The following is a 21,711-nucleotide window of genomic DNA, read 5'->3' on the forward strand; positions in this document are numbered from 1 at the left end:
TCGTGCAGGCCGAGTCAACGATTTCCACCTCTGCCGGCTTGTTCTTCTTTCTGGTGGAAATACCCCGGTCGCAGCGCTTCAGTCCTCGGCGCGCTCGGCCAGTTGAAGCCATTCCTCTTCGGCCGCCGCCAAGGCCATCTGCCGCTCGGCCAGCCCTTCCGAGGCCTTGGCGAACTTGGCGGGCGCGGTCTGGAACAGGTCCGGCTGGGCCAGGAACTCGGCCAGCTTCGCGATCTCGGCCTCGGTGCGTTCCATGATCGCGGGCAGCGCCTCAAGCCGGTGCTTCTCGGTGAAGCTGAGGCCGTTCCTGCGCGGCGCATCCGCCTTGGCCGCCTCGGCCTTGGCAGGCCGTTCCGGGGCCGTAACCGCCTCGGGCGCATCCTCGCCGCGCTGGGCGCGATAGTCGCTCCAGCCTCCGGCGTAGATCAAGGCGCGGCCGTCGCCTTCCATCGCCACGGTCGTATCCGCCACCCGGTCGATGAAGTCACGGTCGTGGCTGACCAGCAGCACGGTGCCGTCGTATTCGCCGAGGATGTCCTGCAGCAGGTCCAGCGTCTCGATGTCGAGATCGTTCGTCGGCTCGTCCAGCACCAGCAGATTCGAGGGCCGCGCCATGATCCGCGCAAGCAGCAGCCGCGCCTTTTCCCCGCCTGACAGGCTGCCGACCGGAGCGCGTGCCTGCGCGTCGTCGAACAGGAAATCCTTGAGATATCCCACGACGTGCTTCGGCTGGCCGCGCACCATGATCTGATCGGACCGGCCCGAGACCCGCATCGCGGGGTCGTTCGTCAGCGCCTCCCAAAGCGACACGTTGTCGTCGATGGAGGAACGGGCCTGATCGAAGACGGCGATCTCAAGATTGGTGCCATGAGTCACCGTCCCGGTGTCGGGTAGTATCTCCCCCGTCAGCATCTTGATCAGCGTTGTCTTCCCCGCCCCGTTCGGCCCGACAAAGGCGACCCGGTCGCCGCGCATCACCCGCAGATCGAAGGGCCGCAGGATCACCCGATCACCGAAAGCCTTGGAGATCCCCTTGGCCTCGATCACCCGCTTGCCCGACTGCTGGCCTGATTCCAGCGCCATCGCCGCCGTGCCCTGCCGCCGGATCTGTCCCGCGCGCTCTGCCCGCATCGCCTGCAGCGCCCGCACCCGGCCCATGTTGCGCTTGCGCCGGGCGCTGATGCCCTCCACGGCCCAGCGCGCCTCGGCCTTGATCTTGCGGTCCAGCTTGTGGCGCGCGTCGTCCTCGACGGCCCAGGTTTCCTCGCGCCATTCCTCGAAGTCCTCGAAGCCCTTTTCCTGCCGCCGCACCTCGCCCCGGTCGATCCACAGCGTCGCCCGCGTCAGCCGCCGCAAAAAGGCGCGGTCGTGCGAAATCAGGACGAAGGCCGCCCGCGTCTCGGAAAGCTGCTGTTCCAGCCAGCCGATCGCCTCGATGTCGAGGTGGTTCGTGGGTTCGTCCAGCAACATCAGTTCCGGCGCCTCGGCCAGCAGGCGCGCCAGAGCCGCCCGCCTGCGCTCGCCGCCGCTCGCGGTGGCGACGGGGCGGTCAGGGTCGAACTTCAGCCCTTCGGCCGCCATTTCGACGCGGTAGTCCTCGCCAGGGCCAAGGCCCGCCGCGGCGAACTCGCCCAAGGTCGCATAGGCCGACAGGTCCGGGTCCTGCTCCATATAGCCGACGGTGGTGCCGGTGGGGACAATGACCTCGCCCCCGTCGGGTTCGACCAGCCCGGCCATGACCTTCATCAGCGTGGACTTGCCCGAGCCGTTGCGCCCGACCAGAGCCACCCGGTCGCCGGGATGGACAGTCAGGGACAGCCCCTCGAACACGGGATTGCCGCCGAAGGTGAGCGATATGTCGGTCAGTTGCAGAAGGGGTGCGCGGGCCATAGTGGGCGACTATCCGCGCGCCGCCAGCCCGTCAACCAAGCGCCACTAGCAGCTGCGCTGCCAGCCCGTGCAGCTCATCCCGGTAGCCGGTGCGCCCCGAGGGCTGGTCGGGGTCCGAGGTCATCGCAATCGCCACCGCTGGCCACCCCCGCACGGCAGGCGCGACATAGATCATCTGCCCGCCGTAGCCCCAGCCATAGTTGACCGGCCGCCCCGCCATCCGCGCCAGGAACCAGCCATAGCCATAGCTCGAGCCTGTGAACATCGACTGCGTCCGGGGCCGCCAGCTTTCCGCGATCCAAGCCGCCGGGATCACGCCCGCGCCGCCCTCTGCATAAGCCGTGCCGAAGGCCAGCAGCGAGCGCGTGCTCATCGCCATCTGGTTGCCGCCAAGGTGGATGCCCTGCGGGTCACACTCCCAATCCGCGATCTGGAAGCCTGGCAGGTCCAGCCATTCGCGCGCAAGCGCCAGGGTTGAGCGGCCCGATGCGCGCGTCAGCATGGCGGATACGAGGTGGCTCGATGCCGTGGAATACAGCATCCGCCCGCCTGGCTCGGCGACAAAGGGCGCCGCCAGCGCCGCCCGGACCCAGTTCCGGCTGCCGACCCATGCGCCGTAGTTCGCGCCCGACTGGCGTTCCAGCCCCGCCTGCATCGACAGCAGGTTGCCCAGCGTGACGCGGAACAGCCTATTGTCAGGGTTCGCAGGGAAATCGTCGCGCAGCACATCCGCGACGGGCTGATCCGCGCCCTTCAGGACGCCGCGCCCGATGGCGATCCCCGCCAGCGCCGAAACGATCGACTTCGAGGCTGACTTGATGTTGGTCGGTCGGTCAGGCGTGAAGCCGTGATAGCCGCGCGCGGCGACCTCTCTGTTGCCCTGCCAGATGGCAATGGCACGCAACTGGCCATGCGCCTCGGCCGCACCGAGGGTCATGTCCAGCGTCGCCGCCTGGGCCATGCCGCCGGAAGGCAGCGCAAGGGCAGGGGCCGCGAGGCCGAGGGCAAGCAGGCTGCGTCGGGTCACTGTCATGCGCGCCATGTCGGGTGCCCGCGGCGCTTGCGCAACCTTGCTTCCCCTCACGTTACAAGGATGGCCAAAACGGCCGGGCCGCTGGACAAGCGCGCCCGTGTCTCGCTAAACCCGGCGAGCGTCCCCATGCGCTCGGGACCGGATCGGCAGGCGGGACGAGATGGCGGCAAGGCTGGGCAGCACGGCGGATCAGTTGCAGGACGCGGACCCCGCCGCCGAGGCCGAGGCCCTGCAGGCGCGCGTGGCCGAGGCCGACCTCGCCTATCACCGCGAGGACGCGCCGATCATTTCGGACGCCGAATACGACGCGCTGAAACGCCGCCTCGCGGCGCTGGAGGCCGCGCATCCCCAGCTTGCCGCGCCGGACAGCCCGACCCAGACCGTCGGTGCCGCGCCCTCGGAACGCTTTGCCAAGGTGCGCCATGCCCAGCGCATGATGTCGTTGGGAAACGCCTTCTCGCGCGCCGAGGTGGAGGAGTTCGTCGCGCGCCTCCGCAGCTTCCTGAACCTGCCCGCGGGCGCCCCCATGCCGATGATCGCCGAGCCCAAGATCGACGGGTTGTCGCTGTCCTTGCGCTATGAGGGCGGTCAACTGGTGCAGGCCGCCACCCGCGGCGACGGCACGACCGGCGAGAACGTCACCGCCAACGCCCGCACCATCGCGGACATCCCCCATACCCTGACAGGCGCCCCCGAGGTGCTGGAGGTGCGTGGCGAGGTCTACATGACCCATGCCGATTTCGCGCGGCTGAACGACCCGGGCGCCGACCGCACCTTCGCCAACCCCCGGAACGCCGCCGCAGGTTCGCTGCGCCAGCTTGACCCCGCGATCACCGCCCGCCGCCCGCTGCGCTTCTTCGCCTATGGCTGGGGAGAGGTCAGCGCGCCTCTCGCCCCCATCCAGTCCGGCGCGATTGCCCGACTGGCCGAACTGGGCTTTCAGACCACGGACCCGCGCCTCTGCCACGGCGTCGATGAGCTGATGGCCGTTTGGTCCGATCTGGAACAGCGCCGCGCCACGCTGGGCTTCGACATCGACGGGGTGGTCTACAAGGTCGATGACATCGCGCTGCAGGAACGGCTCGGCTTCCGCGCCACCACGCCGCGCTGGGCGCTCGCCCACAAGTTCCCGGCCGAACTCGCCTGGACCCGCCTCGACCGCATCGAGATCCAGGTCGGCCGCACTGGTTCGCTTTCCCCCGTTGCCCGCCTGACGCCGGTCACAGTCGGCGGCGTCGTCGTCTCGAACGCCACCCTGCACAACGAGGACTACATCGCCGGCCACGATTCCCGCGGCCAGCCCATCCGCGAGGGCCGCGACATCCGCGAGGGGGACTGGGTGCAGGTCTATCGCGCGGGCGACGTGATCCCCAAGATCGCCGACGTGGACCTGTCGCGCCGCACTAGCCCTGCGCCCTACGCCTTCCCGACGACCTGCCCCGAATGCGGCAGCGAGGCGATCCGCGAGCCGGGCGATTCCGTCCGCCGCTGCTCGGGCGGCCTCGGCTGCCCCGCGCAGGCCATCGAACGCCTGCGCCACTTCGTCTCCCGCGCCGCCTTCGACATCGAGGGGTTGGGGACCAAGCAGGTCGAGGCCTTCTTCGCCGACCCGACCCTGCCGATCCGCGAGCCCGCCGACATCTTCACCCTCGCCGCCCGCGATGCGGCGGGCCTCGCACGTCTGAAGAACCGCGAGGGCTGGGGCGAGCGTTCCGCCGAAAACCTGTTCCGCGCCATCGAGGAGCGGCGGACGATCCCGCTGGCCCGCCTGATCTATGCCCTCGGCATCCGCCACGTGGGCGAGGTGGCCGCCGCCACGCTCGCCCGCCACTACGGCACGTGGGAGGCGCTGGTCTCGGCCCTCGACGCTGCCGCCCCCGCTGCCGCCCGCCACCGCGCCGCCGACGAGGCGGTCGCTGCCGAACGCGCCGCAGCCGCAGCCCAAGGCCGCCGCGCCTCGGTGTCCACCGCGCGCGCCGCTGTCTGGGCCGCCGACCCGCCGGTGCCGCCCGAATCCCGCGCCGCCTGGGACGACCTGACCGGCATCGAGGGCATCGGTGCGGTTCTGGCCGAGTCCCTGACCGCCAGCTTCGCCCAGCCCGCCGAGCGTGCCGTGATCGACCGGCTGGTGGCTTACCTGACGGTCGAGCCAGCCACCCCCGCCGCCAAGGCCTACAGCGCCATTGCGGGGCAGACGGTAGTCTTCACCGGCTCGCTGGAAAAGATGACCCGCGCCGAGGCCAAAGCGCGTGCCGAGGCGCTGGGCGCCAAGGTTGCAGGCTCGGTCTCCTCGCGCACCGATCTTCTGGTGGCCGGGCCGGGGGCTGGATCGAAGGCGGCGAAGGCCGCCGAACTGGGCATCCGCGTGATCGACGAAGACCAATGGCTGGCGATCGCTCGCGGGTGACGGGGGCCGGATCGCCCGGCGGCCCTGAACAGGCGGGCGGGCAGACGGACGATCCTTCCCTGCAGAACGACCAGCCCGTTGCCGATGAGACGGGCCGGAACGACCAGGCTTCCCGTGAGGCCGGAGGCAGGGCTTCCTACGAGTCCGACCAAGGGCAACGCTCGGTCAAACCCATCACGGGCGGACCTGTGAAAGATCACGGCCTAGCCCCGCGCGAGGCGGATACTCGGGCATCCGCCCAGCCCGAACAAGGGCAGCGCCCGGCAAGACCCATCAAGGACGGCTCTGCGGAGCGTTCAGGAGACAAGGAGTCTTCGCCGCACCTCGTTGCTGCGGAAAGACAAGGCGGCCTTTTCGCGCGCCCAGAGCAGGATCGGCCCCCTCAGGACCGGGAAAATGAACCTGACATGGCAGGGTCAGGCGAACCTGCGCCCTCCGGACCCGCCACGGCTCCGCGTCCTTCCACACCGAAGGGCCGCCCGCCGGTCCTGTTCCCCCTTTTCGCGGGCGTCGAGACTCTGCCCGGCGTCGGTCCGAAGGCCGCCGAGGCCTTCGCCGCGCTGAACGTCACCCGCCCGCGCGACCTTCTGTTCCACCTGCCCAGCGCTGGCATCGCGCGCCGCATGGTCGCACGACTGGCCGACCTGCGCCCGCCCGAGATCGCCACCGTCACCGTTCGCGTGTTGCGCCACCACCAGCCCGCAAGCCGGGGCCGCCCGTGGCGCGTCATCTGCGCCGACGCCTCGGGCGACCTTGCGCTGGTCTTCTTCCACGCCCGCGCGGCCTGGATCGAATCGCAGCTTCCCATCGGCGCCACCCGCGTCGTCTCGGGCAAGGTCGAGCTGTTCGACGGCGTGGCCCAGATGATCCACCCCGACCATATCCTGCCGCCTTCGGACCCGCTGCCGTCCAGCTTCGAGCCGGTCTATCCGCTTGCAGGCGCTTTGACGCAGCGGATGGTCGCCCGCGCTGTCACTGCCGCAATCGACCGCGCCCCGCCCCTGACTGAATGGATCGAGCCCTCGCTTCTTGCCCCGCGGGGCTGGCCAGACTGGCTTTCCGCCATCAAGACCGCGCATGATCCCAGGGGCATGGACGACCTGTCGCTGCTGTCCCCCGCGCGCGAGCGCCTTGCCTATGACGAGTTGCTGGCCCACCAGATGACCCTCGCTCTGGTCCGCCGCGACCGCCGCCGCACGGCGGGCCGGATCACCAAAGGAGAGGGGCGGCTGCGGGACCGCGTGGTGAGGGCGCTGCCTTGGCCCCCGACCGGCGCGCAGACCCGCGCCGTGGCCGAGATCGCCGCCGACATGGCCAGCCCCCAGCGGATGAACCGCCTGCTGCAGGGCGACGTGGGTTCGGGCAAGACGCTGGTCGCGGCGCTGGCGCTGCTGGCAGCGGTCGAGGCAGGCGGGCAGGGCGTGCTGATGGCGCCGACGGAAATCCTCGCCCGCCAGCATCTCGCCGCACTGACGCCGCTGGCCGATGTTGCCGGAGTCCGCATCGCCCTGCTGACGGGCCGCGACAAGGGCGAGGCGCGGGAAACCCTGCTGACCGACCTTGCCGCGGGCCGCATCGGCGTGCTGGTCGGCACCCACGCCGTCTTCCAGCCGGGTGTTGAGTTCCACGATCTGCGACTGGCCGTGATCGACGAACAGCACCGCTTTGGCGTGGCGCAAAGGCTGGAACTCGCCGCCAAGGGCCTGCGCCCCGACATGCTGGTGATGACCGCGACCCCCATCCCCCGCAGCCTGGCCCTTGCGCAATACGGCGACATGGACCTGTCGGTGCTGGATGAAAAGCCGCCGGGCCGCAAGCCGGTGGTTACGACCGTCCTGCCCGACTCGCGCATCGAAGAGGTCGCCGCCCGCCTTCAAACGGCGATGGACCGCGGCGCGCGGGCTTATTGGGTCTGCCCGCTGGTCGAGGAAAGCGAGTTGGTGGACCTGACCGCCGCCGAGGACCGCTTCCAGATGCTGCAGGCGCGTTTCGGCGACCGCGTCCGGCTGGTCCACGGCCAGATGCCGCCCGAGGCGCGCGACGCGGCGATGGCCGACTTCGCCGAAGGGCGCGCCCAGCTTCTGGTCGCGACGACGGTGATCGAGGTCGGCGTCAACGTCCCGGAAGCGACCATCATGGTGATCGAGCGCGCCGAAAGCTTCGGCCTCGCGCAACTGCACCAGCTTCGCGGACGGGTGGGGCGAGGCGAGGGCGCATCAAGCTGCCTGCTGCTCTATCACGAGCCGCTGTCCGAGGGCGCCCGCCGCCGCCTGCAGATCCTGCGCGAAACCGAGGACGGCTTCCGCATCGCCGAGGAGGATCTGGCGATGCGGGGGGCCGGGGACGTGATCGGAACCGCCCAGTCCGGGCTGCCGCGTTTCCGCGTGGCCGACCTCGAACGGCAAGCCGAACTGCTGGCGACGGCCCGACAGGACGCGCGCCTGCTGCTGGATCAGGACCCTGATCTTTCAGGCGGGCGGGGACGAGCGGTTCGGAAGCTGCTTTGGCTGATGGAACAGGACCGTGCCATCGGACTGATGGCGGCCGGCTGAGGTGACATCTGTGCGGCGCGCAGCAACAGCCTGACATCATGCCTGTTTCTGGCCCCGCAAGGCTGCAGGAAGCTGCCTGAACGGAGGCCGCTACAATCTCGATGGCAAGCAGGCTGAGGCTTTGCACGCGCATCAGGGGCGCAGGGTCCAGCCATTGGTACCGTCGATGATTTCGGCGTCTCTCCCCCTTTTGGGAAACCTCGGGACGAGGCCACGGAACCCGATCGCCGCTGCTGGCGGTCGGCAGCATGCAGGGTGCGAATCGACGGCAATGCGATGCGTCGCGCGGTCGAGCCGCAAGGATGACGGACGACCCGCCGTCCTCGCGCCGCAACGGTGAGCGTGCTGATCGCAGCAACCAAGCCAGGCAAGGAAAACATCTGGGAAATCAGGCGGAAGAGGAGCGCCAGACCAGGGGAAAGACGCCACTGAACAAGCCGCCACGACCTCTGGCCCTCTGAATGTTCTCTGAAAGTTCTTTACAGATAGTCTCGCAGATGAGAACAAAGCGTTAACCCTGATGGAGAACTGACATGAAACCATCCGCCGAAATCGAAGTTCTGGGTGACATGCTTTGCGTTGCCTCAATCGCGATTGCCACGGTTGCGATGCTGTGGCTGCCAGCCCTCATCTGATGCAGCGGACCGGAAGTGCAGCGCGGCACTCCCGTCCGACCTGACCTGTCTGACGCAAGCAAACCCGTGAGTTCTGCACTCAGCCCGTGCATTCCTGAAGCTATATCAGCGCACAACTATGCAGAGAGAACCGCTGGCTACCTGCAGCCGTCACCGTGGCACGCAGCCGCGGCGCATGGCGGACGCGTTCCTGTCCATCCGGCTGATCTCAACGCAGCCGCGGTGGGCTGAGCAGGCAAAAAGGATGTCCGCCAACGCTGACTGCAGCAGACTTAACCTCACAGGCGGGCGCAGCGACCCCACACTGAACATTTACCGGCGCCTGCCGATCAGTTTCATCCTTGTCGGAACAGGTGACACCGAACCACCCCGCTGCGCTTCATCCCGGCGACAATGTCGCTCAGTAACTGCGGATCAGCCCGACAAGCCGGCCCTGGATGCGAACCTTGTCCTCGGGCAGCACGCGGGTCTCGTAAGCCGCGTTGGCCGCTTCCAGCGCGATCATTCCGCCGCGGCGGCGGTAACGCTTCAGCGTGGCTTCGGCGCCCTCGACAAGCGCCACGACGATGTCGCCATTGTCGGCCGTGTCCTGTTCGCGGATCACCACCACGTCGCCATCATTGATCCCTGCCTCGATCATCGAATCGCCACGCACTTCCAGCGCATAGTGATGTTCGCGGCCTGTCAGCATGGTCCCCGGCACCGCGATATGGTGCGACACCTCCGAGATCGCCTCGATCGGCACCCCCGCGGCGATGCGCCCCATGACCGGCAATTCCACTGCCGGGCTGTCCACGATCGGCATCGCCCCACGCGGACGCGGTGGCCGGTCGTTCGAGATGACGCGGGGCTTGAACCCGCCGACCTCGGCCTCGTTCCGCATCAGGGCCTCGGGAAGGCGGACGATTTCCAGCGCGCGGGCGCGATGGGGCAGGCGGCGGATGAAGCCGCGTTCCTCAAGGGCAGTCACGAGCCGGTGGATCCCCGATTTCGAGCGCAGGTCGAGCGCCAGCTTCATTTCATCGAACGAGGGGGGAACACCATCGCGAGCCATGCGGGACTGGATGAATTCCAGCAATTGGATCTGCTTCTTGGTCAGCACGGCGTGTTTGTCCCCCAGCCTGACAGGTGCGTTCGGCTTATGTTCTAGGATCGACCCCGTCTCGCGTCAATGAATAACCTGATTCGCCTGAACAAAAGGTTAACAAGTCAGGGGGATGTAGCGAATCCGTGCCCCAGCCGTCCGGGCCGGATCGTCCGCCGGCCGGATCAGCAGCGCCTGCGCCCCGGCCATCAGCGTCAGCCGCGCCGAGTCCTGATCCTCGAAGGGCGTGACCACGGTGCCATGCTCGTCCGCGGACAGCGTCGCGCGCAGATAATGCTGGCGATTGCCTTCCGGGGGCAGGTCGCGACCGAGGATGCCGTGGCGAATCCTCGGTCCCGCATCGGCCTCGCCCTGCATCCGGCGCAACAGGGGCTGCATGAACAGCAGCGCCGTCACGATGGCCGAGACCGGGTTGCCGGGCAGGCCGAGCATCGCGGTTTCCCCAAGCCTCCCGGCCATCAGCGGCTTGCCGGGGCGCATGGCGATGCGATGGAAGGCGCGCTTCATCCCGAGGCTTTCCGCCACCCGGCCGATCAGGTCGTGGTCGCCGACCGAGGCGCCGCCGATGGTCACGATCAGGCCTGCCCCCCGGGCTCGGGCGAACGATTGGCGCAGGCTTTCCTCGCTGTCGCGGGCGATGGGAAGGATCAGCGGCTCGGCTCCCGTCATGCGCGCAAGCGCCGCCACCGCGATGTCGTTCGAGCTGATGATCTGGCCCGGGCCGGGGATCTCGCCCGGACGCACCAGCTCGTCGCCGCCCGCCAGCACGGCGACTTGCGGCTGGCGGGCGACGGTCACGCGCGGCACGTTCATCGCGGCCAGCAGCGCGAGGTCGGCAGGCGAAAGGCGGCGCCCAGCCGGCAGGCGGTCGCCCTGCGCAAAATCGTTGCCGCGGGCACGGATATGGGTGCGGGTGGACTGCCCGGACATCGTGATCCGGTCGCCGTCGCGGGTCATGTCCTCCTGCATCACCACGCGGTCGGCGCCCGAGGGCACCGGGGCGCCGGTGAAGATGCGGACGGCCTCACCCGCGGCCAGCGTTCCGGGCCAGGGGCGGCCGGCGGCGGCCTCGCCCACCACCCTCAGCGGCCCCGGCAGGTCGGCGTCGCGCATTGTATAGCCGTCCATCGCCGCTGAGTCGAAGGGCGGCTGGGTCATGGCGGAAACGGCATCGCGCAGCAGCACGCGGCCCAGAGCGTCCTGGATGTCCACGTCCTCGGGGCAGGGCGGATGCGCGAGGTCCAGCACCATCGCCAACGCCTGATCGACGGTCAGCAGCCCGCTCATGGCGTGGCCTCGAATGTGCCGGACTTGCCGCCGGTCTTGCGCAGCAGCCGGACGCCCTCGATCCGCATGTCCTTCTGCGCGGCCTTGAGCATGTCATAGACGGTCAGCGCGGCGACGGTGGCGGCGGTCAGCGCCTCCATCTCGACGCCGGTGCGGCCGGTGGTCCGGGCGGTCGCGGTGATGCGGATGCCGGGAAGCGCCGGGTCGGGGATCAGGTCCAGCGCGACCTTGTCCAAGGGCAGCGGATGGCAGAGCGGGATGAGGTCGGCCGTGCGCTTGGCCCCCATGATCCCGGCGAGCCGCGCCACGCCCAGCACGTCGCCCTTGGCCGCACCGCCCTGCGCGAGCGCGAGCGTTTCGGGCGACATGACGACGGCGGCCTCGGCCACCGCCTCGCGGGCGGTCGGCTCCTTGCCGGAGACGTCCACCATATGCGCCTGACCGCTCGCGTCGAAATGGGTCAGGGTCATGCGACCTCCAGGATTGCGCGGGTGGCGGCGGCGACGTCATCCTGCCGCATCAGGCTTTCGCCGATGAGGAAGCGGCGGACGCCGCCTTCCATCATCCGCGACAGGTCCTCGGCGGTGAAGAGGCCGCTTTCGCAGACAACGTCCCGCTCGCCCGCGATACGGGGGGCAAGCCGCAGCGTCGTCTCGATATCGACCTCGAAGGTCTTGAGATTGCGGTTGTTTATGCCGAGGAGCGGCGAGGACAGCCGCATTGCGCGGTCGAGTTCCCATTCGTCATGGACCTCGATCAGCGCGTCCATGCCCCAGTGGGTCGCGGCATCTTCCAGTTCGGCGGCAAGGGCGTCGTCCACCGAAGCCATGATGATGAGGATGCAGTCGGCGCCCCAGGCGCGGGCCTCGGCCACCTGATAGGGATCGTGCAGGAAATCCTTGCGCAGCACGGGCAACTCGCAGGCCTCACGGGCAGCGATCAGGAACTCGGGCGCACCCTGGAACGAGGGGCCGTCGGTCAGGACCGACAGGCAGGCCGCGCCGCCTTCCTGGTAGGCCTCGGCTAGGCGCGGCGGGTCGAAGTCGGGGCGGATCAGGCCCTTGGAGGGGCTGGCCTTCTTGATCTCGGCGATCAGGGCCGGGCCGGTCGCCGCCTTGTCGGCCAGCGCGTGGGCGAAGCCGCGCACAGGGGGCGCGGCGCGGGCGTCGGCCTCGACCCGGGACAGCGACCGGGCAGCCTTGGCGGCGGCGATTTCCTGAAGCTTGTAGCTCTTGATGCGTTCGAGAATATCCATGCCCGCAGTTAGCCCCTAGCGGCGGCCGGAAGCAACTGCGGCTCAGGCCGCGGTCCAGTCGATGGGGCGCAGGTCATGTTCGGCCAGCCAGTCGTTCACTCGGCTGAAGGGGCGCGAGCCGAAGAAGCCGCGCTTTGCCGACAGCGGCGAGGGATGGGCGCTTTGCACCACAAGGTCCTGCGGGCGCGGTAGGCCCTGCGCCACCTTCTGCGCGTGGGCACCCCAGAGGATAAAGGCGAGGGGGCCGTGCTGCTGCGCCTCGACAATGGCTTCTTGGGCGAGCCGCTCCCAGCCCCAGCGGGCATGGGCGCCCGCCTGACCGGGTTCGACTGACAGCGCGGTGTTGAGCAGCAGCACGCCCTGTCGCGCCCAGGGGGTCAGGTCGCCCGAGGCCGGGCGGACGCCGAGGTCGGCCTCGAGTTCCTTGAAGATATTGGCAAGCGAGCGCGGCAGCGGCACGCCCTTGTTCACCGAAAAGGCGAGGCCGTTGGCATGGCCGGGCGTGGGGTAGGGGTCCTGTCCCAGCAGGACCACGCGCACGTCCTGCGGCGCGACGGCCTGAAGCGCCGCGAAGACGCGGTCGGGGCCGGGCAGCCAGTCTTGACCCTGCAGGCGGTCGCGGATGGCGGGCCAGGCTTCGGTGAAGAAGGGCAGGTGCGCCCAGGCTGGCGGCGACAGCGGCTGCGTCACGGCCGGAGCCTCCGGCGGGGATATTTGGGGCCGAAAGATGTCATCGGGTGCTTACGCTTCCGCAGTGCCGGTGATCGCGGCGAGTTGCGCGAGCTTCTGCTTCGCCTTTCCCGAGTCGAGGGAGTCGCGGGCGATCTCGGCCCCTTCCCGCAGGGTCGCGGCGCGGCCTGCGATCACCAGCGCGGCTGCCGCGTTCAGCAGGACCGCATCGCGATAGGCGCCCTTTGCGCCGTCCAGCAGCGCGCGCAAGGCAGCGGCATTCTCGGCCGGCTCTCCGCCGATGATGTCATCGAAGGGATGGACGGGGAGGCCGGCATCCTCGGGCGAGATCTCGAACTCGGTGATCTCTCCGTCCTTCAGTTGCGCCACCTGGCTGGGTTCGGCGATGGACAGCTCGTCGGTGCCGTCGCTACCATGGACCAGCCAGGCCGAGGTGGAACCGAGTTCGCGCAGGGTTTCCGCCATCGGCCGCAGCCATTCGGACGAGAAGGCGCCGGTCAGTTGCGCCCTGACGCCCGCGGGGTTCGTCATCGGGCCGAGCAGGTTGAAGATCGTCCGAGTTCCCAGTTCGTGCCGGGCCGGACCTACATGGCGCATGGCGGGATGATAGGTGGTCGCCATCATGAAGCAGATGCCGCATTCATCCAGCGACCGCTGCGCCTGTGCCGGGCCGCCCATGACGTCCAGCCCCAGATGGGTCAGCGCATCGGCCGAGCCGGATTTCGACGACAGGTTGCGGTTGCCGTGCTTGGCGACCGGCACGCCCGCGCCCGCCACCACGAAGGCGGTCGCGGTCGAGATGTTCAGCGTGCCCTTGCCGTCGCCTCCGGTGCCAACGATGTCGATGGCACCTTCCGGGGCGGTGATGCGGTTCATGCGCGCGCGCATGGCGCGGACGGCGGCGGCGATCTCGTCCACCGTCTCGCCGCGCACCCGCATCGCCATCAGCAGCCCGCCGATCTGCGCGGGCGTGGCCTTGCCGTCGAAAAGGGCGCCAAAGGCGGCCTCGGCTTCCTCCCCGGTCAAGGGGCGGGTGGCGGAAATGCCGATCAGCGGCCGGATGTCGGTGGGCGTGGTCATGCGGCGGTCTCGACCGCGTTGGAACAGCGGCGCAGGAAGCTGGCGATCATCTCGTGCCCGTGTTCGGACCGGATGCTTTCAGGGTGGAACTGCACGCCCTCGATGGGGAGGCTGCGATGCACCAGTCCCATGATCGTGCCGTCGCCCGCAGTCGCCGTGACGCGCAGGGAATCCGGAAGGGTCTCAGTTTCCACCGTCAGCGAATGATAGCGCGTGGCCCGCAGGGGCGAGGGCAGGCCCGCGAAGACCCCGGTGCCGTCATGGGTGATGGCGTCGGTCTTGCCGTGGACGATGCGGGGCGCGCGGATGACGCGGCCGCCGAAGGCCTCGCCGATCGCCTGATGGCCGAGGCAGACGCCCAGCAGCGGCACCCGCGCCTCGGCTGCCGCGCGGATCAGCGGCACGATGATGCCAGCCTGTCCCGGCGCGCAGGGGCCGGGCGAGACGAGGATGCCGTCGGCACCCCGCGCCAGCGCCTCATCCACCGTCAGGGCGTCGTTGCGGATGACTTCGACCTCGGCTCCGGCCTCGCCAAGATAGTGGACGAGGTTCCAGGTGAAGCTGTCGTAGTTGTCGATCATCAGGATCGACGGCCTTCTTGCGCCCGCTGCAGGAGCGGGAGAGGAAGGCCGGACAATGGCCGTGGAAGTCATCGGCGCCTCGCAACAGGGTCGGGGTTCTGGAGCCGCCAAAGGGGGATGGCTCGGCGGCGGCGGTAGGCTATAGATGCTCCCAAGCCGCGCGGGGGGTCAACCCCGCCGGATGCTTTCGCGCCGCCGTCTGGCGGTCGAGGATATGTGACGGACAGGCAAGGGGCGATGGCATGGCGGGTTTCCGGACCGGGCTGGTTCACGGCACGCTGATCTGCGGCGCGACGCTGGCCGCGCTGTCGCTGGCCTTTCCCCGGAGTGCCGAGGTCGAAGCGGAGCGGGGGCTGAAGACGGTTTCGGCGGCAGCCCAGCCTGAACCGCAGCCGTTGCCCGCCGACCCACCCGCAAGCGCGAACCCGCCCTTCATGCCGGTTCAGCCCGATGCTCCGGCGGCTGCGCCAGCCCCTGTTCCCTTGCCGCCGCAAGAGGTCACGGCAGCGGGTCAGCCCGCCGAGCCCGCTGCATCTTCTGTGCAAGCGCCCGTCATGGCTGCGCCGGATGCAGCCGAGGTGCCGGAAATCGCCTCCGGGAATACGCTGGCCGTCCCCCGCGACCCTGCAGGCCCGGCAGAGCGGCTGCCCGATCCCATCGGCTCGGATTTCCGGCGCGGTTCGGACGATCCACCGCTGGTGCCTGCGGCTTCCCCCGCATCTGTCGAGCGCCACGTTCCTCGCAGCGTCGCGGCCAGCGAGGAAGGGGCGCCGCCACCCGCGCCGGCCTCGGTCGAGGCCCCGCCCCTTCCGACGGCACCCGCCCTGTCCGATCTGCCTGCTCCCGAGGCCTTCGTGCCGGAACCGCTCATCCTTCCTGTCGAGGAAGCCCCTGCACCTGTTACTGCTCCCGGCCGCGTTGCCCTGCCCCAACTGGACAGCGCGCCCGAGCCGCGCAGGCCGCTGGACGAGACGCTTGCGACGGCCATGCGGGAACCCACCGCTTCTGCAGCGCCAGTGGACCCGCCTGCGCCGGAACCTGCAGCCGGCCCGCAGCCTGCCGTGACGGAAACGGCCGGGGCCTCGCAGGACGGCCCTGCCCGTGCCCCACGCCCCGCGCCCGACCTGTCGATCCCGCAGGCCTTGTTCGCGCCCGCCGCCGGCCCCCGCAGTGCCCCCGCATTGCCCCAGCCTGCGGCGGCGACTCCGGTTCGCCCCGACCTGTCCGACATCAACCCCGGAGCCTCGCGCTGATGCTGCCCCTGAACCCCGATCTCGCCGCCACCTTCCGCCCCCCGGTGATGGAGGCGCGGCGCTGGCTGCAGGGGCTTGCCGCCGATCCAGAGCGTCCGCTGATCAACGTCAGCCAGGCCGCGCCCGTCGATCCGCCGCCCGAGGGGCTGCGGCAGGCCATCGCGGATGCCTCGCTGACCCGCGCGGAGGCGCATCTTTACGGTCCCGTCCTCGGCAACCCCGACCTGCGCGAGGCCGTCGCCGCAGAATGGAGCCGCGCCTATGGCGGCAGCCTGACCCCTGCCAATGTCGCGATCACGCAGGGCTGCAACCAGGCCTTCTGCGCGGCCATCGCCACGGTCGCGCGGGCAGGGGACGAGGTCATCATCCCGGTGCCGTGGTACTTCAATCACAAGATGTGGTTGGACATGCAGGGCATCCGCGCGGTGCCGCTGGCCTGCGGGCAGGGGATGGTGCCCGACCCGGATGCCGCCGCCGCTCTGGTGACGCCCAACACCAGGGCGCTTGTGCTGGTCAGCCCCAACAACCCCTCGGGCGCCGAATACCCGGCCGAGGTGCTGCGCGGCTTTTACGACCTCGCCAGCCAGCAGGGCCTAGCGCTGATCCTTGACGAAACCTACCGCGACTTCGATTCGCGCGACGGCGCGCCGCATGACCTGTTCACGGACCCCGACTGGGGCGACACGCTGATCCAGCTTTATTCCTTTTCCAAGGCTTACCGCCTGACCGGCCACCGCGTCGGCGCCCTGGTCGCCAGCGAGTCGCGGCAGGTCGAGGTGGAAAAGGTGCTGGACACCCTCGCCATCTGCGCCCCGCAGCTTGGCCAGATCGGCGCCTTGTGGGGGATGCAGCACCTGCGCGACTGGCTGGCGGGCGAGCGGCAGGAGATCCTGTGCCGCCGCGCCGCCATGACCCGCGCGATGGCGGGGCTGGAAGGCTGGCGGCTCAAGGGCTGCGGCGCCTATTTCGCCTGGGCGGAACATCCCTTCGCGGAAAGCTCGGCCCAGCTTGCGCCAAGGCTGGTGCATGAGGCGGGCGTGCTGCTGCTGCCCGGCACGATGTTCATGCCCGAAGGCGACCCCGAGGCCGCCCGCCATGTCCGCATCGCCTTTGCCAATGTGGACGAGGCCGGCATTGCCGCGCTGGCGGAACGGCTTGCCGCCGTCGCCGCCTGAGCCCGCCCCAAGCGGCGGCTTGCCCGGAACACCCCCGCGCCCTAAGAACGCGGGCGAATTGCACCAGACAAGGGAACCAGCCGATGAGCAGCCTGCGGACCAAGGGAAAATCGACGGTGGTCTGGCTGCTGATGGGGATGCTGCTGCTGGGCCTCGGCGGCTTCGGGATCACCAACTTCTCGGGCATCGGCTCGGCCGCGATCGGCGCGGTGGGGGATACCGAGATCGACGGCGACGACTACCTGCGCGCGGTGTCCTCGGAAATCCGCACGCTGGCCGCCCAGACCGGCCAGACCCTGACGCCCGAACAGGCCCGCGCCATCGGCATCACCCGTAACGTGCAGGCCCGCCTGTTCACCGCCGCGGCCCTTGAGGAAGAAGCCCGGCGCATCGGCCTGTCCGTGGGCGACGAGACGGTGCTGCGCGACCTGACCACCGCGCCGGGGTTCCAGACCACCGGCGGCCAGTTCGACCCGGCCCGCTATCAGGATGTTCTGCGGCAGGACGGCCTGCGCCCCGCCGAGTTTGAGGAGGATGTCCGCATGGACGCCGCCCGCCTGATCCTGCAGGACGCGGTCGTGGGCGGCGTCATCGCCCCCCGGACGCTGCGCGACAACACCGCCGCATGGATTCTGGAACGCCGCGACTTTTCCTGGGACGAGCTGACCAGCGAAGATCTCGGCGCCCCGATTTCCGCCCCGGATGACGAGACGCTGGCCGCCTGGCACCAGGGCAACGCCGCCCGCTTCACTGCGCCCGAAGTGCGGCGGATCACCTTTGCCTGGCTGACCCCCGAGATGCTGGTGGACAGCGTCGAACTGGACGAGACCGCGCTGCGCGACCTTTATGAAAGCCGCATCGACGAGTTCCGGCAGCCCGAGCGCCGCATGGTCGAGCGGCTGGTCTATCCCTCGGAAGCCGATGCCGCCGCCGCCAAGGCCCGTCTGGATACCGGGGAAGCCACCTTCGAGCAGCTTGCCGCCGAACGCGGGCTGACGCTGTCCGACATCGACCTGGGCGAGCCGTCCGAAGCCGAGCTTGGCGCGGCGGGGCCTGCCGTCTTCGCGCTTGACCAGCCGGGCGTCGTGGGGCCTGTCCAGACCCCGCTCGGCCCGGCGCTGATGTCCATGAATGCGATCCTCGACCCGGTGGACATCCCCTTCGAGCAGGCGGTGGTGGATCTGCGCGCCGAGGCCGCCGCCGACCGCGCCCGCCGGGTGATCGAGGAACAGGCGCATGACCTGGAAGACCGGATCGCCGGCGGCGCCACGCTGGAGGAACTGGCCGAGGCCACCGACATGGAGCTTGGCACCATCGCGTTCTCGGCGGAAACGCCCTCGGAAGGGATCGCCGCCTATCCCGGCTTCCGCGAGCGCGCCCGCGTTCTTTCCGAATCCGATTTCCCCCAGCTTCACCAGTTCGACGAAGGCGGCATCTTCGCCATGCGGCTGGACGAGCTTGTTGCCCCCGCGCTGATCCCCTTCGATGAGGTGCGGGACGAGGTGCTGGCCGACTGGACCGCCGCCGAAACCCGGCGCGAGTTGAAGGCCCGCGCCGAGGAACGCGAGCTGGTGGTCGAATCCGAGGCCGAGGCGAATGCGCCGGCCAGCACCGACGAGACCGTGGGACCGGCCGCGCTTGCGCCCGCACAGGGCTTTCAGGTCGCCACGGATGTCGAGCGTGACACCGGCATCGAGGGCGTGCCGCAATCCGTCGTCGCCGACGGCTTCCGCCTGACCGAGCCGGGCGAGGTCGCCGCCGTCGAGGCCGAGGGCCGGGTGTTCATCATCCGCCTCGACGCGATCAGGCCCGCCGACCTGACGGCCGAGGAAGCCGCGCCGATCGTTGCAGGCGTCGAAAACCGGCTGACGAACTCGTTGCAGGCGGACCTGTTCAACGCCTATGCCCGTGCCCTGCAGATGAAGCATGGGATCACGATCAGCGACAGTGCGCTCGCCGCCGCCGACGCGCGGCTGCAGTGATGGAGCTGACGCCCGACTTTCCTGCTTTCGAACGCGCCTGGGCCGAGGGCCGCAACCAGCTTGTGACGATCCGGCTGGCCGCGGACCTCGACACCCCTGTCAGCCTGATGCTGAAGCTGGCCGAGGCCGCGCCCTTGTCCTTCATGCTGGAAAGCGTGACGGGGGGCGAGGTGAGGGGCCGCTATTCCATCGTCGGGATGAAGCCCGACCTGGTCTGGGAATGTCGCGGCCGCCAGGCCCGCATCAACCGTCAGGCGCGCTATTCGGACAGCTTCGAGGACGACCCCCGTCCGCCGCTGGAGAGTCTGCGGGCGCTGATCGCCGAAAGCCGGATCGAGATGCCCGAGGGCGTGCCCGCCAGCGGCGCGGGCCTTTTCGGCTATCTGGGCTACGACATGATCCGGCTGGTCGAGCATCTGCCGCACGTCAATCCCGACCCCATCGGCGTGCCCGACGCGATGCTGCTGCGCCCCTCGGTCGTGGCCGTGCTGGACGGGGTGAAGGGCGAGGTGCTGCTGTGTGCCCCGGCTTGGGCTGATCCTGCGGTCCCTGCCCGCGCGGCTTACGCACAGGCCGCGGAACGGGTGATGGAGGCGCTGCGCGCGCTCGACCGCCAGCCTACGGAACCCCGCGCCTTGGGCGAGACCGTCGCCATCGGCGAGGCGCGATCCAACTTCACCCGCGAAGGCTATGTCGCGGCGGTGGAAAGGGCCAAGGATTACATCCGCGCGGGCGACATCTTCCAGTGCGTCCCCTCGCAACGCTGGGCCATCGACTTCCCGCTGCCGCCCTTTGCGCTGTATCGCAGCCTGCGGCGGACGAACCCTTCGCCCTTCATGTTCTTCCTCAACATGGGCAGCTTCCAGATCGTCGGCGCCTCGCCCGAGATCCTCGTGCGGCTTCGGGACAACGAGGTGACGATCCGCCCCATTGCCGGCACCCGCCCGCGTGGCGCGACCCCCGACGAGGACCGCGCAAACGAGGCGAGCCTGCTGGCCGATGAAAAGGAACTGGCCGAGCACCTGATGCTGCTGGACCTCGGGCGCAACGACGTGGGCCGGGTGGCCAGGGTAGGCACCGTGCGCCCGACCGAGGAGTTCATCATCGAGCGCTATTCCCACGTCATGCACATCGTCTCGAACGTGGTCGGAGAGTTGCGCGAAGGCGAGGACGCGCTGTCCGCCCTGCTGGCCGGGCTGCCTGCCGGCACCGTCAGCGGCGCCCCCAAGGTCCGCGCGATGCAGATCATCGACGAACTGGAACCCGAGAAGCGCGGCATCTACGGCGGTGCCATCGGTTATTTCGCGGCGAATGGCGAGATGGACATGTGCATCGCCCTGCGGACCGGCGTGGTCAAGGACGGCACGCTTTATGTGCAATCGGGCGGGGGCGTCGTCTATGACAGCGATCCGCAGGCCGAGTTCACGGAATGTCTTCACAAGTCCCGCGCGATGATCCGGGCCGCGGAAGGCGCGGCGCGGTTCGTGCGCGGGAACGGCTGACGCGCCGCCCGAGGGCGCGGGACTTGCGTGCCTCGGGCGGCGGGATCACCTGAGTTCCGGCTGGTTCTGCCGCCCGGCGGCCGGGTGGCGCATCGGTTCCTGATCCCGGTTGCGGCGGCGGATGCGCTGGGCCTCCTCGACCCGCATCCGGGCCTTCATCAGGCCCGCCTCCTCATCGTCGGTGTCAAGCGCAAGCTCGTAGCGGCGGATTTCCTTGGTCATGCCATCCTCCCCAGGCAAAGCAATCATACGAACGTCTTAGACGCCCGCAAGTTCCGGGGAACCTGCACGGGGTCGCATCGGTTCCTTCCGCATGACAAAGGAGACGACGATGACGCCCGATCCCAAAGACCCGACCGAGCCGCGCCACGCGGTCAGCGACCTCAAGCGCGGCGAATCGACCGAAATTGCAGACGAAGCCGCGCTGCAGAACGAATACACCGGCGAGGTCGAGCGCGATGGCATCCCGGCCAACGGCACCCAGCCGACCGAGGCCCGCGGCCCCGACGATGTCGGCGCCTGACCCGAAAAGGAGAATGAAATGGGCAACCTGACCTCTGAAACCGTTCGCTATGAACGCACCGAGGACGTGCGGTCGGACAACGCCGAGCGCGCCAAGCGCCAGCAGTCCGAGCAGGAAGCCGCAATCCAGGATCCGAAGACGAAAGAGGGCAACGTGCCCCCGGCGAACCCCGGCAAGGCCACGGGGTAATGCAGAAGGCCGGGGAAATCCCCGGCCTTTCGCCTAGTCGCTGCCCCGGTAGGGCTCGACATATTGCAGCGCCAGGTCCCAGGGGAAGAAGATCCATGTGTCCTGGGTGACCTCGGTGATATAGGTCTGCACCATCGGCTGGCCCTTGGGCTTGGCGTAGACCGTGGCGAAATGCGCTTTGGGATACATCTTCCGCACCAGTTCCAGCGTTCGGCCGCTGTCCACGAGGTCATCGACGACCAGCACGCCCTCGCCGTCGCCCATCATCTCGGGGTCGGGGGCCTTGAGCACCTGCAACTCGCCCTGTTCGCCCTTGCGATAGGATTTCACGCTGATCGTATCGATGGTGCGGATGTCCAGTTCCCGCGCGACGATCATCGCCGGGACCATGCCGCCGCGCGTGATCGCCACCACCGCGCGCCAGTCGCCGCCGCCCAACGGGGCCTTGTCCTGCAGCCGCCAGGCCAAGGCGCGGGCATCGCGGTGCATCTGGTCCCAGCTGACATGGAAGCCACGTTCATGCGGCAGGCGATCCGGGCGACCCTCGGAAGGGGACATGGGCGAACTCCTTT

At 69.3% G+C, this 21,711-nt stretch carries 19 protein-coding genes; 8 read left to right on the forward strand and 11 right to left on the reverse strand.

What is annotated here, in order from left to right:
* Positions 1-78: 78 nt before the first annotated feature.
* Together JGR78_RS02680 and JGR78_RS02685 are read right to left on the reverse strand one after the other, a co-directional pair.
* A complete protein-coding gene (locus tag JGR78_RS02680; RefSeq protein WP_182791365.1) occupies positions 79-1,890 on the reverse strand; it encodes an ABC-F family ATP-binding cassette domain-containing protein in 1,812 nt (603 codons plus the stop codon).
* 31 nt (positions 1,891-1,921) lie between these two features.
* A complete protein-coding gene (locus tag JGR78_RS02685) occupies positions 1,922-2,932 on the reverse strand; it encodes a serine hydrolase (RefSeq protein WP_234450835.1) in 1,011 nt (336 codons plus the stop codon).
* Between the two features lie 151 nt (positions 2,933-3,083).
* On the opposite strand from JGR78_RS02685, the gene ligA reads away from it, so the two are divergent.
* Both ligA and recG read left to right on the forward strand, forming a co-directional pair.
* A complete protein-coding gene (gene ligA, locus JGR78_RS02690; protein ID WP_182803995.1) occupies positions 3,084-5,330 on the forward strand; it encodes an NAD-dependent DNA ligase LigA in 2,247 nt (748 codons plus the stop codon).
* 407 nt (positions 5,331-5,737) lie between these two features.
* Positions 5,738-7,882 carry an ATP-dependent DNA helicase RecG gene (gene recG, locus JGR78_RS02695; RefSeq protein ID WP_182803997.1) on the forward strand — a complete coding sequence of 715 codons (2,145 nt, stop codon included), beginning with the start codon at positions 5,738-5,740 and terminating at the stop codon, positions 7,880-7,882.
* Positions 7,883-8,917: 1,035 nt separating this feature from the next.
* On the opposite strand, the gene lexA is transcribed toward recG, so the two are convergent.
* The 7 genes from lexA to JGR78_RS02730 all read right to left on the reverse strand — a co-directional run bounded on the left by lexA (position 8,918) and on the right by JGR78_RS02730 (position 14,515).
* Entirely contained in the window at positions 8,918-9,619 is a 702-nt protein-coding gene (lexA, locus tag JGR78_RS02700; protein ID WP_182791362.1) for a transcriptional repressor LexA, read from the reverse strand.
* Positions 9,620-9,718: 99 nt separating this feature from the next.
* Entirely contained in the window at positions 9,719-10,900 is a 1,182-nt protein-coding gene (gene glp / locus JGR78_RS02705; RefSeq protein ID WP_182804030.1) for a gephyrin-like molybdotransferase Glp, read from the reverse strand.
* Between the two features lie 5 nt (positions 10,901-10,905).
* Entirely contained in the window at positions 10,906-11,379 is a 474-nt protein-coding gene (moaC, locus tag JGR78_RS02710; RefSeq protein ID WP_182791361.1) for a cyclic pyranopterin monophosphate synthase MoaC, read from the reverse strand.
* Positions 11,376-12,164, reverse strand: a complete 789-nt coding sequence (gene trpC / locus JGR78_RS02715) for an indole-3-glycerol phosphate synthase TrpC (RefSeq protein WP_182791360.1) — start codon at positions 12,162-12,164, stop codon at positions 11,376-11,378. Before trpC ends, moaC begins: the two co-directional genes overlap by 4 nt.
* A gap of 42 nt (positions 12,165-12,206) precedes the next feature.
* A complete protein-coding gene (locus JGR78_RS02720) occupies positions 12,207-12,854 on the reverse strand; it encodes a uracil-DNA glycosylase (protein ID WP_234450836.1) in 648 nt (215 codons plus the stop codon).
* A 51-nt stretch (positions 12,855-12,905) separates the two neighbouring features.
* Positions 12,906-13,934: an anthranilate phosphoribosyltransferase gene (gene trpD / locus JGR78_RS02725; protein WP_182803999.1), complete on the reverse strand. Its 1,029-nt coding sequence runs from the start codon at positions 13,932-13,934 to the stop codon at positions 12,906-12,908.
* Positions 13,931-14,515 carry an aminodeoxychorismate/anthranilate synthase component II gene (locus tag JGR78_RS02730; RefSeq protein WP_234450837.1) on the reverse strand — a complete coding sequence of 195 codons (585 nt, stop codon included), beginning with the start codon at positions 14,513-14,515 and terminating at the stop codon, positions 13,931-13,933. Before JGR78_RS02730 ends, trpD begins: the two co-directional genes overlap by 4 nt.
* 242 nt (positions 14,516-14,757) lie before the next feature.
* Here JGR78_RS02730 and JGR78_RS02735 point away from each other — a divergent pair, with 242 nt between their 5' ends.
* From JGR78_RS02735 to trpE, 4 genes are all read left to right on the forward strand, one after another.
* Positions 14,758-15,768: a hypothetical protein gene (locus JGR78_RS02735; RefSeq protein WP_182804003.1), complete on the forward strand. Its 1,011-nt coding sequence runs from the start codon at positions 14,758-14,760 to the stop codon at positions 15,766-15,768.
* Positions 15,765-16,943: an aminotransferase gene (locus tag JGR78_RS02740; RefSeq protein WP_182791519.1), complete on the forward strand. Its 1,179-nt coding sequence runs from the start codon at positions 15,765-15,767 to the stop codon at positions 16,941-16,943. Before JGR78_RS02735 ends, JGR78_RS02740 begins: the two co-directional genes overlap by 4 nt.
* Before the next feature lie 83 nt (positions 16,944-17,026).
* Positions 17,027-18,925, forward strand: a complete 1,899-nt coding sequence (locus JGR78_RS02745; RefSeq protein ID WP_234450838.1) for a peptidylprolyl isomerase — start codon at positions 17,027-17,029, stop codon at positions 18,923-18,925.
* Positions 18,925-20,427: an anthranilate synthase component I gene (gene trpE, locus JGR78_RS02750; RefSeq protein ID WP_182791356.1), complete on the forward strand. Its 1,503-nt coding sequence runs from the start codon at positions 18,925-18,927 to the stop codon at positions 20,425-20,427. The genes JGR78_RS02745 and trpE overlap by 1 nt, the downstream gene beginning before the upstream one ends.
* A gap of 45 nt (positions 20,428-20,472) precedes the next feature.
* Here trpE and JGR78_RS02755 read toward each other — a convergent pair whose 3' ends face one another.
* Positions 20,473-20,649 carry a hypothetical protein gene (locus JGR78_RS02755; RefSeq protein WP_182791355.1) on the reverse strand — a complete coding sequence of 59 codons (177 nt, stop codon included), beginning with the start codon at positions 20,647-20,649 and terminating at the stop codon, positions 20,473-20,475.
* A gap of 109 nt (positions 20,650-20,758) precedes the next feature.
* Here JGR78_RS02755 and JGR78_RS02760 point away from each other — a divergent pair, with 109 nt between their 5' ends.
* On the forward strand, positions 20,759-20,950 hold the full coding sequence (locus JGR78_RS02760; RefSeq protein ID WP_182791354.1) for a hypothetical protein: 192 nt from the start codon (positions 20,759-20,761) through the stop codon (positions 20,948-20,950).
* An 18-nt stretch (positions 20,951-20,968) separates the two neighbouring features.
* Positions 20,969-21,139, forward strand: a complete 171-nt coding sequence (locus tag JGR78_RS02765) for a hypothetical protein (protein WP_182791353.1) — start codon at positions 20,969-20,971, stop codon at positions 21,137-21,139.
* 33 nt (positions 21,140-21,172) lie between these two features.
* On the opposite strand, the gene gpt is transcribed toward JGR78_RS02765, so the two are convergent.
* Complete coding sequence (gene gpt / locus JGR78_RS02770) at positions 21,173-21,697, reverse strand: xanthine phosphoribosyltransferase (protein WP_182791352.1); 525 nt, start codon at positions 21,695-21,697, stop codon at positions 21,173-21,175.
* Between the last annotated feature and the right edge of the window lie 14 nt (positions 21,698-21,711).

The sequence above is a fragment of the Paracoccus sp. MC1862 genome (assembly GCF_016617715.1).
Lineage (GTDB): Bacteria > Pseudomonadota > Alphaproteobacteria > Rhodobacterales > Rhodobacteraceae > Paracoccus.

Bases quoted from the DNA above. Each gene is read 5' to 3' on its own strand.
- JGR78_RS02680 (WP_182791365.1), bottom strand. From the start codon at position 1,890: ATGGCCCGCGCACCCCTTCTGCAACTGACCGACATATCGCTCACCTTC.
- JGR78_RS02685 (WP_234450835.1), bottom strand. From the start codon at position 2,932: ATGGCGCGCATGACAGTGACCCGACGCAGCCTGCTTGCCCTCGGCCTC.
- ligA (WP_182803995.1), top strand. From the start codon at position 3,084: ATGGCGGCAAGGCTGGGCAGCACGGCGGATCAGTTGCAGGACGCGGAC.
- recG (WP_182803997.1), top strand. From the start codon at position 5,738: ATGGCAGGGTCAGGCGAACCTGCGCCCTCCGGACCCGCCACGGCTCCG.
- moaC (WP_182791361.1), bottom strand. From the start codon at position 11,379: ATGACCCTGACCCATTTCGACGCGAGCGGTCAGGCGCATATGGTGGAC.
- trpC (WP_182791360.1), bottom strand. From the start codon at position 12,164: ATGGATATTCTCGAACGCATCAAGAGCTACAAGCTTCAGGAAATCGCC.
- trpD (WP_182803999.1), bottom strand. From the start codon at position 13,934: ATGACCACGCCCACCGACATCCGGCCGCTGATCGGCATTTCCGCCACC.
- JGR78_RS02730 (WP_234450837.1), bottom strand. From the start codon at position 14,515: ATGATCGACAACTACGACAGCTTCACCTGGAACCTCGTCCACTATCTT.
- JGR78_RS02735 (WP_182804003.1), top strand. From the start codon at position 14,758: ATGGCGGGTTTCCGGACCGGGCTGGTTCACGGCACGCTGATCTGCGGC.
- JGR78_RS02745 (WP_234450838.1), top strand. From the start codon at position 17,027: ATGAGCAGCCTGCGGACCAAGGGAAAATCGACGGTGGTCTGGCTGCTG.
- trpE (WP_182791356.1), top strand. From the start codon at position 18,925: ATGGAGCTGACGCCCGACTTTCCTGCTTTCGAACGCGCCTGGGCCGAG.
- JGR78_RS02755 (WP_182791355.1), bottom strand. From the start codon at position 20,649: ATGACCAAGGAAATCCGCCGCTACGAGCTTGCGCTTGACACCGACGAT.
- JGR78_RS02760 (WP_182791354.1), top strand. From the start codon at position 20,759: ATGACGCCCGATCCCAAAGACCCGACCGAGCCGCGCCACGCGGTCAGC.
- JGR78_RS02765 (WP_182791353.1), top strand. From the start codon at position 20,969: ATGGGCAACCTGACCTCTGAAACCGTTCGCTATGAACGCACCGAGGAC.
- gpt (WP_182791352.1), bottom strand. From the start codon at position 21,697: ATGTCCCCTTCCGAGGGTCGCCCGGATCGCCTGCCGCATGAACGTGGC.